Below are 13,434 nucleotides of genomic sequence, written 5' to 3' on the forward strand. Positions count from 1 at the left end.
GGAAGGCCAGCGCTAGCGCCAGAAACTGATTGGAAAATTAGGCAGCCTGGCAGGCGTCAAAACTCTTCTTCAGCCGCTCGGCATCGAGTTCGCGGCCGATGAAGACCAGCCGGCTCTCATGCTTCTCGCCGTCCTTCCAGGCGCGCTGGTGATCACCCTCGATGATCATGTGCACGCCCTGGATGACGTAGCGCTCGTCATCGCCCTTGAGCGCGATGATGCCCTTCAGCCGCAGGATGTTGGGGCCTTCCATCTGGGTGATCTTCTCGATCCACGGGAAGAACTTTTTCGGGTCCATCTCGCCGCCGCGCAGCGACACCGACTGCACCGTCACGTCATGGATGTCGGACGGATGCGCGTGATGGTGGTGGTCATGCCCATTATGGTCATGATCATGATGGTCGTGGTCGTGGTCGTGGTCATGGTCGTGATGGTCGTGATCGTCATGCGCCTCGAGGAAATGCGGATCGTTTTCCAGCGCCCTTGAAAGGTCGAAGGCGCCGCGGTCGAGCACTTCCGTCAAGGCGACGCCGGCGCGCGTCGTGCGATGGATCTTCGCCGCCGGATTGATGGCACGGATCGTCGCTTCGACCTTGGCGAGTTCTTCGGGGGTGACGAGGTCGGTCTTGTTGAGCACGACGACGTCGGCGAAGGCGATCTGGTCCTCGGCTTCCCTGGAATCCTTGAGCCGCAGCGGCAGATGCTTGGCATCGACCAGCGCCACCACCGCGTCGAGCCTGGTCTTGGAGCGCACATCGTCGTCCATGAAGAAGGTCTGCGCCACCGGCACCGGATCGGCGAGGCCGGTGGTCTCGACCACGATGGCGTCGAAACGGCCGGGCCGGCGCATCAGGCCTTCGACGACGCGGATCAGGTCGCCGCGCACCGTGCAGCAGACGCAGCCATTGTTCATCTCGTAGATTTCCTCGTCGGATTCGACGATCAGTTCGTTGTCGATGCCGATTTCGCCGAACTCGTTGACGATGACGGCGTAGCGCTTGCCGTGGTTTTCCGACAGGATGCGGTTGAGCAGCGTCGTCTTGCCGGCGCCGAGATAGCCGGTGAGAACGGTTACGGGGATCTGCGTCTGTACGTCGCTCATGACTTGCCTCGAAAAATCTGAGCCTTGAAAGGCCTCGAAAAGGGATTGTCGGATCCATATAGGACGTGTGCCGGGCTTTTGCACGAGGCAAACCGATGGGCCAAACCGGCTTGCCGGCATTGCCGAATTTTCATTGGCGGTAGCCGCCGTCACAGCCTAGATCAGGAGACGGGGGCCAATTCGAGAGGCACGATATGTCCGGAAAGCCATTCTCCATCTCATTGAGCCGGCGTAAGGCGCTCGGCTTGATCGCGGTGACTGCCGGAGGTGGTGCCTTCCTGCCGGCCGCGGCAATCGCCGCCCAGTCTTCGTCCTATGCCGGGCTGACCCTGTTCCAATCCGGCGCCGGCGTTTGCGCCATCACGCCCGAGGTGACCGAAGGGCCGTTCTATTTCGACCCGAAACTCGAACGTGCCGACGTCACTGAAGGCAAGAAGGGCGTTGCCCTCACCGTAAGGCTGCAGGTCGTCGACGCGACCTGCCGGCCGCTTGCCGGCGCCCGCGTCGACATCTGGCATTGCGATGCGCAAGGTGCCTATTCGGGGTACGCGGGACAAGGTGACGGCCGTGATGTCGACACGTCGGGCCAGACGTTCCTGCGTGGCTGGCAGAAGACCGATGCAAGCGGCATCGTTTCCTTCGCCACAATCTATCCCGGCTGGTATCACGGCCGCACTACCCATATCCATTTCAAGGTCTTCCCTGACGAGAATTCCGTGATGACCGGGCAGTTGTTCTTCCCCGACAGCGTCAGCGACCAGATCTTCACCACTGTCGCGCCATACAACGACAGGCCCGGCAACCGTGACACCTCGAACGCTGGCGACGGCATCGCCAGGCAGGCCGGACCGCTGTTGCGGGCCGCACTGCACGAGGTTGAGGATGCCTATCAGGCGCTGATGATCGTGGCGGTGAAGCCCGGCTGAGCGGCATTCCCTCACGCATCTGGTCCGCGGCGAAAACTCCGCTCGCGAAAAGTCGTTTGTCATCTAACTGAAATAAACATCTGGCATTAGCCACGGCGGACACCGCAATGCTTGCCGGCAAAGCTGTTTGGAGCGCCGGAATCTTTTTGATAGTCGATTGCCAACCGGCCGGCTGAGTCTATGCTGACCGCACCGGTACGGCCGAAGAGGGATGACCATGGCCAAGGCGGACAAGACTGCAACAATGAGCCGGCTGCATTCGGCAGCAAGGTTGGCAAGAACCGCGCTCGCGGCGCGGCTTCTGGCACACGGCTTCTATGCCGGCCAGGACCAGATCATGCTGGCGCTCGACCGTGAAGACGGCCAGACGCCGGGTAATCTCGCCGGACGCCTCGGCGTGCGCCCGCCGACCATCACCAAGACCATCAACCGCCTGCAGGCGCAGGGCTTTCTGGAAAAGCGCGCCTCCTCGGCCGATGCTCGCCAAGCCCATATTTTCCTCACCGACACGGGCCGCGACATCATCCACGCTATCGAGAAATCGGTGAAGAAGACCGAAAAGCAGGCGCTGAAGGGCCTCGACAAGAAGGACCAGAAGGCACTGTTCAAGCTGCTTGCCCGTATCGAGGCCAACCTCTCGAACGAGGAATTGGTGTTGATCGACGACGACGCCGAGACGGACGACTGATCGCCTGGTCCCGGCGCGACAATCAAGCCGCCTCCGTTGCAGCGCCTTGGATCAGCGATGACCAGCGCCCCGGCGTCATGCCATAAGCCTTCTTGAATTGCCTGATAAAATGGCTTTGGTCGCTGAAGCCGGCCTCGATGGCGATCTGCGCCAAGGGCTCGCCGGCGGCAATCATCTGCCGCGCGCTCTGAAGCCGGCGCATCACCAGGAAGCGATGCGGGCTGGTGCAGAAGGCGGCCCGGAAATGCCGTGACAAGGCATAGCGGTCGAGCCCGGTGATCGCCTCCAGTTCGCCCGAGCAGACGGGGCGGCCGAAATTCTCCGTGAGATAGTCGCGGGCCAGCGCAGCCGCCCGCCACGCCGTCCTGGCAATCGGCTTCGCCGGCTGGCCGGCATGCCGGGTCAGGCTTTGCATCAACTGGGTGAGGAAGTCGGCAACGAACAGCTCGTCGAGTTCCTCCTCCAGCGGCCCCAGCGCCGAAAGCAGCGTCGTGCAGAAGCTATCGTCCGTCAGCACGCCGTCCCTGACAAAGGGCAAAGACGCGCCGCCAAGGCAGTCGAGCATCAACGACGGTTCCAGGTAGAGCATGCTGTAGCGCAATCCGTCCTCGGTGCCAGCACCACCGTCATGCAATTCGTCGGGATGCAGCACGATGATCTGGCCAGGCAGGCTGTGGCGCGTCGCGCCGAGGTAGCGAAACCGCTGCACGCCATGCAGCGTCACCCCGATCGCATAGGTGTCGTGGCGATGCAGGTCGAAGGCGCTGCCATGGAACCGCGCCTCGATCCGCTCCATGCCGGCCGGATCGGAGGCGGAGATGATGCAGTTCTCCGCCGCGTCAACGCACAAACGTCCAAGACCCTCGAATGCCCTGCTGTTTAGATCGTGCGACATCTTCTCCTTCAGCCTCGTATCGGGGCACAGCTCGAATGGTCAATGTCTCATGTTCGATACGAAATTTGCAATCGTGCTCAGGCAGGATCTGCCGGTCTGGCAGAAACTCAACGTCACCGCCTTCCTGACCAGCGGCATCGTCGCCCAATTCCCGGACATCATCGGCGAACCCTACCGCGACCGCGCCGGCAATCTCTACAATCCGCTGTCGATCCAGCCGGTCATCGTGCTGTCCGCCGACCAGGCAACGTTGGCCACAATCAACCGGCGCACGCTGGAGCGTGGCGTGACGACCTCGCTCTATGTCGAGGAGATGTTCGCGACCGGCCACGACGCGGCCAACCGTGCAGTCTTCGCCGAATTCGCACCTGAAGACGCCAGGGTGGTCGGTATCGCGCTTCGCGCCGAGAAGAAGGTGGTCGACAAGATCACCAAGGGCGCCCGCATGCACCCTTAGTTCCGGAGAGCTGGAACTAAGCCTACCGGCTGCAGTTGTTGTGCCAGCCGGCTTTGGCGTGGTGGCAGCCGACAATTGGCTTGCCGGCAAGCGGCATTTCCCGCAAAGGTGGGCTCCAGCCCAGCTTCCCATCCGGCCTGCAAGTGAGTGCTCCCCAAAGACATCCAGAAAGCGCAACGCCCCCGGTGGCGATTCTCTGCATGCTTTCCACCTACATCTTCTTCACCTTCCTCGACACCAGCAGCAAATATCTCGTCCTGGCCGGCGTATCCGTACTGATCGTCGCCTGGGTGCGATTTGCCGTGCATGTGGTGCTGGTCGGCACGCTTTTGCGCGGCTGGCGGCAACCGGTGCGGTTTCGCCCGGTCAACCTGCCGGCCCATGTTCTGCGTGGTCTGTTCCTGTTCGGATCGACCATGTTCAACATCCTGGCGCTACGCTCCCTGCAACTGGCCGAAACCACCTCGATCTATTTCTTCGGGCCGATGGTGATCACCGCACTTGCCGGCCCGCTGCTTGGCGAATGGGCCGGCTGGCGGCGCTGGCTGGCGATCCTGGCCGCCTTCGCCGGGGTTCTGATCATCACCCGGCCAGGCGTCGGCGTTTTCGGCATCGGGCATCTCTTCGCGCTCGGTTCAATGCTGTCGAACTGCTTCTACGTCATCATGACGCGCCGCATGTCGGCGAGCGAGACGTCGGAAAGCCTGATCCTGTTCTCGGCACTGGCGCCGGCGGTGCTGCTTTTGCCCCTGCTGCCGTTTTCGTTTTCCCTGCCGCATGATGGCTGGCACTGGTTCGTCCTGCTCATGCTGGGCGTGTTCGGCGGCGTCGGCCACTGGCTGCTGGTCCAGGCCTACCGGCTTGCGACGACCACCGCATTGGCGCCCTATCCCTATTCGCAGATGGTGTGGATGATCATTTCCGGCTGGATCGTCTTCAAGCAGTTTCCCGACCGTTGGACATTGGTCGGCGCCGCCATCATCGTCGCCAGCGGCCTCTACATCGTTCATCGCGAGCATCGGCTTCGGCTGCAGAGCCGCGCGGCCTCCGATGTCGAAGCGGAGGCGTTGGCAAAAAAACTTTGATTTACTGCCGATCGATGGCATAACGCCGCCTTTAAACTGTTTAATGCATGTCGCCCAAAAGTGGGAACCAGTTTCGGGACAACGACGTGCATAAGGACTGAAGCCGGTCGGGGAGCACAGGTCGCTGGCACAGAAAATCAAGCTTTCGACGATCGCGGATGCGCTCGGCGTCTCCACGGCCACGGTGTCACTGGCGCTGCGCGACAGCCCGCTGGTCGCCGGCACCACCCGCGACCGCATCAAGGAACATGCCCGCGCCATCGGCTATATCTACAACCGACGCGCCGCCAGCCTGCGCACCTCGCGTTCGGGCATTGTCGGGGTCGTCGTCCACGACATCATGAACCCGTTCTTCGCCGAGATCCTGCGCTCGATCGAAAGCGAGCTCGACCGCAGCCGCCAGACCTTCATCCTGTCCAACCATTATGACCAGCTCGAGAAGCAGCGCACCTTCATCGATACGTTGCTGCAGCTCGGTGCCGACGGCGTCATCATGTCGCCGGCCATCGGCACGCCGGCTTCCGACATCCTGATGGCCGAGGAGAACGGCCTGCCGGCGGTGCTGATCGCACGCACGGTCGAGGGCGCCGACGTGCCGGTCTTTCGCGGCGACGATGCCTATGGCACCGGGCTCGCCACCAACCATCTGATCTCGCTCGGCCACAAGCGCATCGCCATGATCGGCGGCACCGACCAGACCTCGACCGGCCGCGATCGCTACCAGGGCTATATCAACGCCATGGAGGCGGCTGGGCTGGAGGTCAGGCCGTCCTGGCGCATCGCCGGCCCGCGCACCAAGCAGGCCGGCTTCGAGGCCGCCGGGCAGTTCCTGGCGCTGAAGGACAAGCCGACGGCCGCCTGTTGCTGGAACGACCTTGTCGCCATCGGCCTGATGAACGGCATCGCGCGTGCCGGCCTGGTGCCGGGCGTCGACATCTCGGTCACCGGCTATGACGATCTCGAAGAGGCGGCAATTGCGACGCCTGCGCTGACCACCGTCTGGAACGGCCAGCGCGAGGTTGGACGCCGCGCCGCCAGCGCGCTGCTGGACAAGTTGAACGGGCAGACGGTGCGGCCGTCGCAGGAACTGATCAAGCCGGAACTGCATGTGCGCCAGTCGACCGGCAAGCCGGTGGAGCGTGCATGACCAAGGCCGAGCAATTGCAGACCGTCGCCATTCTGGTGCCGGGCGATTTCAACGATCATGCAATCAAGCGCATCGACAGCACCTTCAAGCGAGTCAAGATCGAACGAGCCGATCCGGCGCTGGTCACCGACGAGATGCGCAGCAACGTGCGTGGCATTGCCTCGTTCGCCGGCATCAATGCGGCGATGATGGATGCATTGCCCAATCTCGAACTCATCGCCTCCTTCGGCGTCGGCTATGATTCGGTTGATGTCGGCCATGCGGCCGCCAAAAACATCATGGTCACCAACACGCCCGACGTGTTGACCGAAGAGGTTGCCGACACCACCATCGGGCTGCTGATCAACACCATCCGCGACCTGCCGCGCGCCGAGACCTGGCTGCGTGACGGCAGCTGGCTGCGCAAGGGCAACTATCCGCTGAGCCGGCTGACCTTGCGTGGCCGCAAGGTCGGTATTTTCGGCATGGGCCGCATCGGCCAAGCGGTTGCCCGGCGGCTGGAAGCTTTTGGCCTGTCGGTCGCCTATCACAATCGGCGCCGGGTCGAAGGCTTGAGCTACCAGTACCACCCGACATTGAAGGGCCTCGCCGAAGCGGTCGACACGCTGATTTCGGTGGCGCCCGGCGGCGCCTCGACGGAGAAGGCGGTCAATGCCGAAATCCTGTCGGCGCTCGGCGCCAACGGCGTCTTCGTCAACATCGGCCGCGGCAGCACGGTCGACGAGACAGCGCTGGCGGCAGCGCTCGCCAATGGCACCATCGCCGCCGCAGGGCTCGATGTCTTTGCCGACGAGCCGAACGTGCCCAAGGCGCTGCTCCACGCACCGAACACCTCGCTGTTGCCGCATGTCGGCTCGGCCTCGGACCATACACGGCGCGCAATGGCGGATCTTTGCGTCGACAATCTGGTCTCCTGGTTCACCGAACGGCGGCCGCTGACGCCGGTGCCGGAGACTGTGAATGTGAAGGCCAAAGCTATTCCAGGAAAAGCGTGAAGCGCCTTTCCGTCCGGACAGGCGGCAGGTTGCCACACTTATTAACGTCCGCTTAACCATCTGAAATCATTCTTCATCCTGTCCGTGTTCGAGGATGAAGAATGATAAAAACGCTTTCCCTCGTGACAGCTGCCGCCGCGCTGTTTGGGAGCTTTCATCTGCTTCACGACGGCGGCGGTGAAAGTGCCGCCGATGCGGTCGCACCATCCAACAGCTACAGGCTGGTGGCCAATGGCGACCAAGGCAACTGCGCGGTCACGCGCGGTGCGTCGGTTTCGGATGACCTGTCGCTGTTGACGATGGGGCCGAACTGCCGCCGGCTCTTGCCCGGTATCGAGCGGGCAAAGTTCTGGCGCCAGGAACAGGACGGCACGGTCGCCTTCAGCGCCAATGGCGTCGATCCGATCGTCACCTTCGCGGTTGCTACAAATCCTATGCGCCGGCCGCACCATTGCTGTCGCTGGCGGCGACAGGTGATTTTAGGGACTGATTATTCCGCGGCGGCGCGCGCACCAGCTTTCGCCACGGCGTGCAGTCGCACGGCATCGCCGAAGGCACGGAAAATCTTGACCGAGTTGCTGTCCGAGTTGACCCAATATTCCGGATGCCATTGCACGCCGACGGCGAAGGCGCGGGAGTCGCGCACTGAAACCGCCTCAACCGTGCCGTCGCCGGCGACCGCCTCGATCTGCAGTTTCGGGCCTAACCGGTCGATCGCCTGACGGTGCAACGAATTGACCTTGATGTCGCCGGCACCGAACACGCCAGCCAGGCAGCTGCCCGGCTTGATCGAAATGGTCTGGTGGATGGCGAAGCGCTCATCCTGATTGTCGCTCACCGGCGCGCGGTGGTCGAACGAACCCTCGCGCTCCTGGATCTCGGTGCCCAGCGTGCCACCGAGCGCCACGTTCATCTCCTGGATACCGCGGCAGATGGCAAGCAGCGGTACGCCGCGCTCTATCGCCCTGCGAATCAGCGGCAGCGTGGTGGCGTCGCGCGCCGTGTCGTAGGGGCCATTGGCCTCACTGGCGTCGCCGCCATAGAGCGAGGGGTGCACATTGGATTTCGACCCGGTGACCATGACCCCGTCGACCGACGACAGAAGTTCGTCGAAGTCGAGCCTGTCGCCGAACGATGGCACCAGCACCGGAAACACGCCGGCACCGGCAATCGCCGCCTCCAGATATTGCCGCGGGGCGGCATGCCAGGTGTAGTTGTCGAACTGACGTACGTCGGTCGATATGGCGACGAGCGGCTGATGCATTTTGGCTCTGTTTTCCATCTGCAAAGGGTGTCCTGCTTCCAAAATAGGCGATCCGCCGCCATTTTTCCATGACAAGTTTCACGTGTCGCATGGGCCACGAAACAGCCTGTTAGACTATAGTTGCAAGGCGGCTGGGCTTCGCCGTCAAATCGGGCCGCCGCGCTGGACTCGACCTCTTGCCTGTGTATTGTTTCGCGCCAACCGGCACGGAAGCGAGGATTTTCCGAACGTCGGTCTATTGGTCCAAAAGGGAGGAACTTCATGGATCGTCGTTCATTCATTCGCAAGGCTGGTGTTACCGGCGTCGGTGCTGCAGCGGCGGCGGCCACTCTGGCAGCGCCGGCAATAGCCCAGTCCAATCCCAAGGTGACGTGGCGGCTGGCGTCGTCCTTCCCGAAGTCGCTCGACACCATCTATGGCGGCGCCGAGGTGTTCTCCAAAATGCTGTCGGAAGCCACCGATGGCAACTTCCAGGTCCAGGTCTTTGCCGCCGGCGAGCTCGTTCCAGGCCTGCAGGCCGCCGACGCCACCACGGCCGGCACGGTCGAGGCCTGCCACACGGTGGCATATTATTACTGGGGCAAGGACCCGACATGGGCGCTCGGTGCGGCGGTTCCCTTTTCGCTCAACGCGCGCGGCATGAACGCCTGGCACTACCATGGCGGCGGCATTGACCTGTTCAACGAGTTTCTCGCCACGCAGGGCCTTTTCGGCCTGCCGGGCGGCAACACCGGCGTGCAGATGGGTGGCTGGTTCCGCAAGGAGATCAACACGGTTGCCGACCTGTCCGGCCTCAAGATGCGCATCGGCGGCTTTGCCGGCAAGGTGGTGCAGAAGCTCGGCGTCGTGCCGCAGCAGATCGCCGGCGGCGACATCTATCCGGCGCTGGAAAAAGGCACCATCGACGCCGCCGAATGGGTCGGCCCGTATGACGACGAGAAGCTCGGCTTCTACAAGGTCGCGCCCTACTACTACTATCCCGGTTGGTGGGAAGGCGGTCCGACCGTCCACCTGATGTTCAACAAGGCGAAATACGACGAGCTTTCGCCGGCTTACAAGTCACTGCTGCGCACCGCCGCCCAGGCTGCCGATGCCAACATGCTGCAGAAGTACGATTATCTGAACCCGGCAGCGGTGAAGCGGCTGGTGGCCGGTGGTGCGAAGCTGCGCCCATTCAGCCAGGACATCATGGCCGCCTGCTTCGAAAAGGCCAACGAGGTCTATGCCGAAATGGAAGCCTCCAACGCGCCGTTCAAGAAGATCTGGGAATCGATCAAGGGCTTTCGCAAGGAGCACTATCTCTGGGCGCAGGTGGCCGAATACAATTACGACACCTTCATGATGGTCCAGCAGCGCAACGGCAAGCTGTAGGCCCTGCAAACGACTCCAGTGCATTCATTCAAGGACCCCGGGCCCGTTCGCCCGGGGTCTTTCTTTCAGGCTGGCGAGGAACTCACCTCGATCAGTATTCCGCCTGGCGCAAGGCAGTAGAAGGTGGTCGAATTGACGCCGCCTCGCGTCAGCTCCTGGACTTCGCCAGGCGCGAGGCCCGCATCGGCAAGCTCGGCCTGCTTTGCGTGCACGATGTCCGGTTTGCCGACGAAGAAGCCGACGTGAAAACCATCGGGATAGCTGGCTGCCCGTCCCTTGCCTGGTGTCATCAGGTTGAGGGAAAAACCGTCGGTGCCGCGTAGAACCGCGAAGGCATCCTTGCCGCGCATGGCGACAAGCTCGAAGCCGAAATGGCTGGTGAAGAAGCCGGCAAGAGCCGCGACTTCGGTGGCAATGAGATTGGCATGGTTCAGTTTCATGGTCCTTTGTCCTGTCGTTGATTCAAGCGCGGACAGGCGTGGCTGCAGACGTGAACCGGCGGGCCGTGGCATCAGGAAATCCGGACATGACCCAACCGGCTCGCGGGCTTTGGCCTCGCTTGCCGGCCGTGGGTTCTCCCGCAAATCATGCGGTGAACAGGCCTCCGTTCAACAACGGAAGAGACCGGACTACCGAACCGGTCTGTTTGCCGTCTACAGCGTTGATTTTGCGTTATTATCGCTTCGATAGCTTGTCGCCTTCCCAATGTGTTTCCCAAGGAAAATGCAACCGAAGGAGACTGGATTATGCACCGCTTTTCTAACCAGCCTGAAAGCCTATTTGTTGGAGCAATCGCGTCCGTTCCGGCCATCGCTTCGGCGGCTTCGGCATCGCCCGTCCTGCCGCGTGAATTGCCGGTCCAGCGGGTAAACCGCCTCGCTCGGGAACTTGCCTATGCAATGGACGACTGGATGGCCGACATCAGCCACCCTGACGATCCCCGTGCCTTGTGGAAGGCGCATGTCTGGCCGGCCTCAACTGGCCTCGGCATCTGCTTTGAAAACCACGATAGGGGCTTGTCATGAACGCCCACACGCCCATTCTGAAGCCCCTTGGAATGCCGAAGGGCATGGACCCGCGCGAATGGCGCCAGTCGGTAGAGAAACGGCTGAATGACCTCCTAGACCGCGCCATGTCCCTGATCACAGCGCTCGACCTGATGGAGGTAGATTGCGATCTGGAAGACGGCGCCGACGAAGAGCCGTCGCTAGGCTGCCTTGATGATCTGGAGCAGGATACCTGTGACGACGAAGACGGCGGGGATGCCGAGCCTTGCCCGGATATCTATGGCGAGCGCATCATGTGGCCCGACGATCTGGAATCTCAGGAAACACTGGTGGAGAGCGGGATATGATGACGCCGCTCAATCCCAAGTATCCCGGCTCGGAAGCGGTCGACGAGGTCGATCATGCCATGGACCTAATTCGCGTGGCGCGCCTCGCTATCTGCGCACACCAGTCCGAGCCATCGAATGCTTCGAACGAGGACATGGATGCCATCAGTTATGTCCTGATCTATGCGATGGACATCCTCAAGCCAKTGCGGGAACAACTCAACCGTGGCGTGGCCGAGGAAACGAAGTCCGTCCACACGGCCGGCCGAGCCTAATCATTCCGCACACGAAACGATCGAGCCCGCTGCCTCACGGTGGCGGGCTTTTCATTTTGCCCAGCCGCCGAGAAACCGCGGCCAGCGAGAACAAATTCCCACCCAAACCCATCGCATATTCGGCAGCTAAGTCATTGAAACCCTACGTGTATAACTTTCGTTAAAAGTAATTTGACATCATTAGCGAACTAGATTCTCATTCTTGCTCGGGGTGGGGGCTCGCAGAATGACAATTTGCGTGGGAGTACAGGTCAACGAATGCTTGGTGTTTGCTGCCGACAGCGCGGTAACTTTGCACTACGGCACTGACCCATCCGGCAGAGAGATCATCAACGTGCTACCGCACGGACATAAGGTTTTTAACCTCCATCGAGAGCTGCCAGTTTGTGCCATGTTTTGTGGCTTAGGCAATATCGGGGCTGCGTCGATGTCGAGCTTAGCTAAGGACTTTAGGATAGCGCTTATGCGCGATGATCCTTACAAGCTCAATCCTGAAAAATACTCGATCGAAGAAGTCGCCATCAAGGCACGAAAGTTTCTTTTCGAAGAACGCTATCAGACTCTTGTCGACAAACCGAGTTCGGACTTTTCGTTCTATCTTGGGGGATATTCGTCCGGGGCTGAAACGCCAGAACGTTGGCTGATGAAGATTGACGGCACTACGCATGACTGCGCAGCGCCGGTCATGATAGGAGACGAAGCAGGCGTTTGTTGGGGAGGTCAGCCTGAGGCAATTTACCGCCTGTTGATGGGCGTCAGCATGCAGCATAGAGCAGTCCTCGCTGCCGCCGGCCTCGACGCGGCTCAAGTTGACGCGGCTTCGACCGCCCTATTGAACCAGATGCAGGTTCCGTTCGTTCATGCTGCAATGCCGGTACAGGACGCCATCGATCTGGCGGACTTTCTGGTGGAGACAACCAAACGCTTCGTCCGCTTCCTGCCTGGCGCCGATACGGTTGGCGGCGAGACTGACATCGCGGTCATTACCAAGCACGAAGGATTCAAATGGGTCCGACGTAAGCATTTTTTCGCATCGCACCTTAACCCCTCGGAGGTTTCCTATGGCTCAAGATACCCGGTCGAAGGTGGAAAACCAGGGCACGCAGCCCCAAGAGACCCGCTCACCACAGTATGAATATCAGAAGGACGATGCCCGTACGTTCAACGTGCAATTTTCCAACTTTGCGAACGGCGAGAAGACTGGCGAACATAAAACCGGCGGCCATCCGGCGGTGGAGTGCAGCTTGAAGGTCTATTGATAGGTTTCGCCTTTTTGCGGTCCCGGACCTTCGACCTTAAAGTGTAAGCGGCATGATTACGCTCTACATCGCCGCCATAGCGGCCACCATGCTCGCTGGCGCTGTCTGGCGCTACCGGCAGCGCGACATGATCGGGATGGCTGCTTGCCTCCTGATGGCCGGCATGGGCGGCTACTTGCTGTTGCGCTAGCGCCTCTTCACCTTCGGCGTGATCTCCTCAATCCGTACCTTGTCGCCGATCTCCTTCGCCATGGCCAAGGCCTTGTCTTTGTCCTTGGTGGTCAGCACGGTGCGCCAGTGCGGCTTCTCAAAGACGCTCACGACGTAGGTTGTCCCAAGCTTATCAGGCATCGCTAAAATGTAGCTCTGCCTGCCGGCGGCGTCTATATGCATGGAGCCGTGACCTGGGCCGAGCCGGTCGATATTTCAGCTTCTCGACCTGGCCGGCTACCTTGCCACGAAGAGATTGCTCGCAATGCATTTATGGACCGGGCAATAATCTGTGTCGGTCGTCGGCACGCCTGCGCCAGTAGCCACCTCGCCAGGACCGCATTGCTTCTGCCCGCTGACATAGAGGTCGTAGCGCGTCAGGCTGAGGTTGAATATGGAGCGGTAGCGAATGACGGTGGTGCCGTCC

Annotated in this window: 18 protein-coding genes and 1 pseudogene; 12 read left to right on the forward strand and 7 right to left on the reverse strand. The window is 61.3% G+C overall.

Features of this window, described 5'->3' with window-relative positions; translation table 11 throughout:
- Positions 1–37: 37 nt before the first annotated feature.
- Entirely contained in the window at positions 38–1,102 is a 1,065-nt protein-coding gene (locus AC1D2G_RS04995) for a CobW family GTP-binding protein (RefSeq protein WP_477412372.1), read from the reverse strand.
- Positions 1,103–1,296: 194 nt separating this feature from the next.
- On the opposite strand from AC1D2G_RS04995, the gene AC1D2G_RS05000 reads away from it, so the two are divergent.
- Entirely contained in the window at positions 1,297–2,028 is a 732-nt protein-coding gene (locus AC1D2G_RS05000) for an intradiol ring-cleavage dioxygenase (RefSeq protein WP_477412373.1), read from the forward strand.
- 217 nt (positions 2,029–2,245) lie between these two features.
- Entirely contained in the window at positions 2,246–2,716 is a 471-nt protein-coding gene (locus AC1D2G_RS05005) for a MarR family winged helix-turn-helix transcriptional regulator (RefSeq protein WP_095084311.1), read from the forward strand.
- A gap of 22 nt (positions 2,717–2,738) precedes the next feature.
- On the opposite strand, the gene AC1D2G_RS05010 is transcribed toward AC1D2G_RS05005, so the two are convergent.
- Entirely contained in the window at positions 2,739–3,611 is an 873-nt protein-coding gene (locus tag AC1D2G_RS05010; protein WP_477412375.1) for an AraC family transcriptional regulator, read from the reverse strand.
- A gap of 49 nt (positions 3,612–3,660) precedes the next feature.
- Between AC1D2G_RS05010 and AC1D2G_RS05015 the strand changes: the two genes are divergently transcribed.
- From AC1D2G_RS05015 to AC1D2G_RS05030, 4 genes are all read left to right on the forward strand, one after another.
- Positions 3,661–4,068: a DUF2000 family protein gene (locus tag AC1D2G_RS05015; protein ID WP_477412377.1), complete on the forward strand. Its 408-nt coding sequence runs from the start codon at positions 3,661–3,663 to the stop codon at positions 4,066–4,068.
- A gap of 200 nt (positions 4,069–4,268) precedes the next feature.
- The gene (locus tag AC1D2G_RS05020) at positions 4,269–5,153 is read left to right on the forward strand and encodes a DMT family transporter (RefSeq protein WP_477412379.1); all 885 of its coding nucleotides are present in this window, start codon (positions 4,269–4,271) and stop codon (positions 5,151–5,153) included.
- Positions 5,154–5,277: 124 nt separating this feature from the next.
- Entirely contained in the window at positions 5,278–6,300 is a 1,023-nt protein-coding gene (locus AC1D2G_RS05025) for a LacI family DNA-binding transcriptional regulator (RefSeq protein ID WP_477412455.1), read from the forward strand.
- Positions 6,297–7,295 carry a 2-hydroxyacid dehydrogenase gene (locus AC1D2G_RS05030; RefSeq protein WP_477225150.1) on the forward strand — a complete coding sequence of 333 codons (999 nt, stop codon included), beginning with the start codon at positions 6,297–6,299 and terminating at the stop codon, positions 7,293–7,295. The genes AC1D2G_RS05025 and AC1D2G_RS05030 overlap by 4 nt, the downstream gene beginning before the upstream one ends.
- A 214-nt stretch (positions 7,296–7,509) precedes the next feature.
- Here the strand turns inward: AC1D2G_RS05030 and AC1D2G_RS05035 are convergent, their stop codons facing one another.
- Positions 7,510–7,707: a hypothetical protein gene (locus AC1D2G_RS05035; RefSeq protein WP_477412381.1), complete on the reverse strand. Its 198-nt coding sequence runs from the start codon at positions 7,705–7,707 to the stop codon at positions 7,510–7,512.
- 78 nt (positions 7,708–7,785) lie between these two features.
- The gene (locus tag AC1D2G_RS05040) at positions 7,786–8,559 is read right to left on the reverse strand and encodes a gamma-glutamyl-gamma-aminobutyrate hydrolase family protein (RefSeq protein ID WP_477412383.1); all 774 of its coding nucleotides are present in this window, start codon (positions 8,557–8,559) and stop codon (positions 7,786–7,788) included.
- Positions 8,560–8,820: 261 nt separating this feature from the next.
- On the opposite strand from AC1D2G_RS05040, the gene AC1D2G_RS05045 reads away from it, so the two are divergent.
- The gene (locus AC1D2G_RS05045) at positions 8,821–9,930 is read left to right on the forward strand and encodes a TRAP transporter substrate-binding protein (RefSeq protein WP_477412385.1); all 1,110 of its coding nucleotides are present in this window, start codon (positions 8,821–8,823) and stop codon (positions 9,928–9,930) included.
- Positions 9,931–9,995: 65 nt separating this feature from the next.
- Here AC1D2G_RS05045 and AC1D2G_RS05050 read toward each other — a convergent pair whose 3' ends face one another.
- Positions 9,996–10,370 (reverse strand): VOC family protein, encoded by a 375-nt coding sequence (locus tag AC1D2G_RS05050; RefSeq protein WP_457150950.1) that lies wholly within the window; start codon positions 10,368–10,370, stop codon positions 9,996–9,998.
- Positions 10,371–10,637: 267 nt separating this feature from the next.
- Here AC1D2G_RS05050 and AC1D2G_RS05055 point away from each other — a divergent pair, with 267 nt between their 5' ends.
- From AC1D2G_RS05055 to AC1D2G_RS05075, 5 genes are all read left to right on the forward strand, one after another.
- Complete coding sequence (locus AC1D2G_RS05055; protein WP_477412387.1) at positions 10,638–10,955, forward strand: hypothetical protein; 318 nt, start codon at positions 10,638–10,640, stop codon at positions 10,953–10,955.
- The gene (locus AC1D2G_RS05060; protein ID WP_477412389.1) at positions 10,952–11,284 is read left to right on the forward strand and encodes a hypothetical protein; all 333 of its coding nucleotides are present in this window, start codon (positions 10,952–10,954) and stop codon (positions 11,282–11,284) included. The genes AC1D2G_RS05055 and AC1D2G_RS05060 overlap by 4 nt, the downstream gene beginning before the upstream one ends.
- Positions 11,281–11,538, forward strand: coding sequence for a hypothetical protein (locus tag AC1D2G_RS05065; RefSeq protein ID WP_477412391.1), 258 nt, complete (start codon positions 11,281–11,283; stop codon positions 11,536–11,538). The genes AC1D2G_RS05060 and AC1D2G_RS05065 overlap by 4 nt, the downstream gene beginning before the upstream one ends.
- A gap of 226 nt (positions 11,539–11,764) precedes the next feature.
- The gene (locus AC1D2G_RS05070; RefSeq protein WP_477412393.1) at positions 11,765–12,673 is read left to right on the forward strand and encodes a hypothetical protein; all 909 of its coding nucleotides are present in this window, start codon (positions 11,765–11,767) and stop codon (positions 12,671–12,673) included.
- 176 nt (positions 12,674–12,849) lie between these two features.
- Complete coding sequence (locus tag AC1D2G_RS05075; protein ID WP_477412394.1) at positions 12,850–12,987, forward strand: hypothetical protein; 138 nt, start codon at positions 12,850–12,852, stop codon at positions 12,985–12,987.
- Here the strand turns inward: AC1D2G_RS05075 and AC1D2G_RS05080 are convergent.
- Both AC1D2G_RS05080 and AC1D2G_RS05085 read right to left on the reverse strand, forming a co-directional pair.
- Positions 12,984–13,190 carry a hypothetical protein gene (locus AC1D2G_RS05080; protein WP_477412396.1) on the reverse strand — a complete coding sequence of 69 codons (207 nt, stop codon included), beginning with the start codon at positions 13,188–13,190 and terminating at the stop codon, positions 12,984–12,986. The genes AC1D2G_RS05075 and AC1D2G_RS05080 overlap by 4 nt on opposite strands.
- Positions 13,191–13,244: 54 nt before the next feature.
- Positions 13,245–13,434, reverse strand: a pseudogene (locus AC1D2G_RS05085) (hypothetical protein); the annotation flags it as partial.

This window comes from Mesorhizobium sp. P2_C7, from assembly GCF_056404515.1.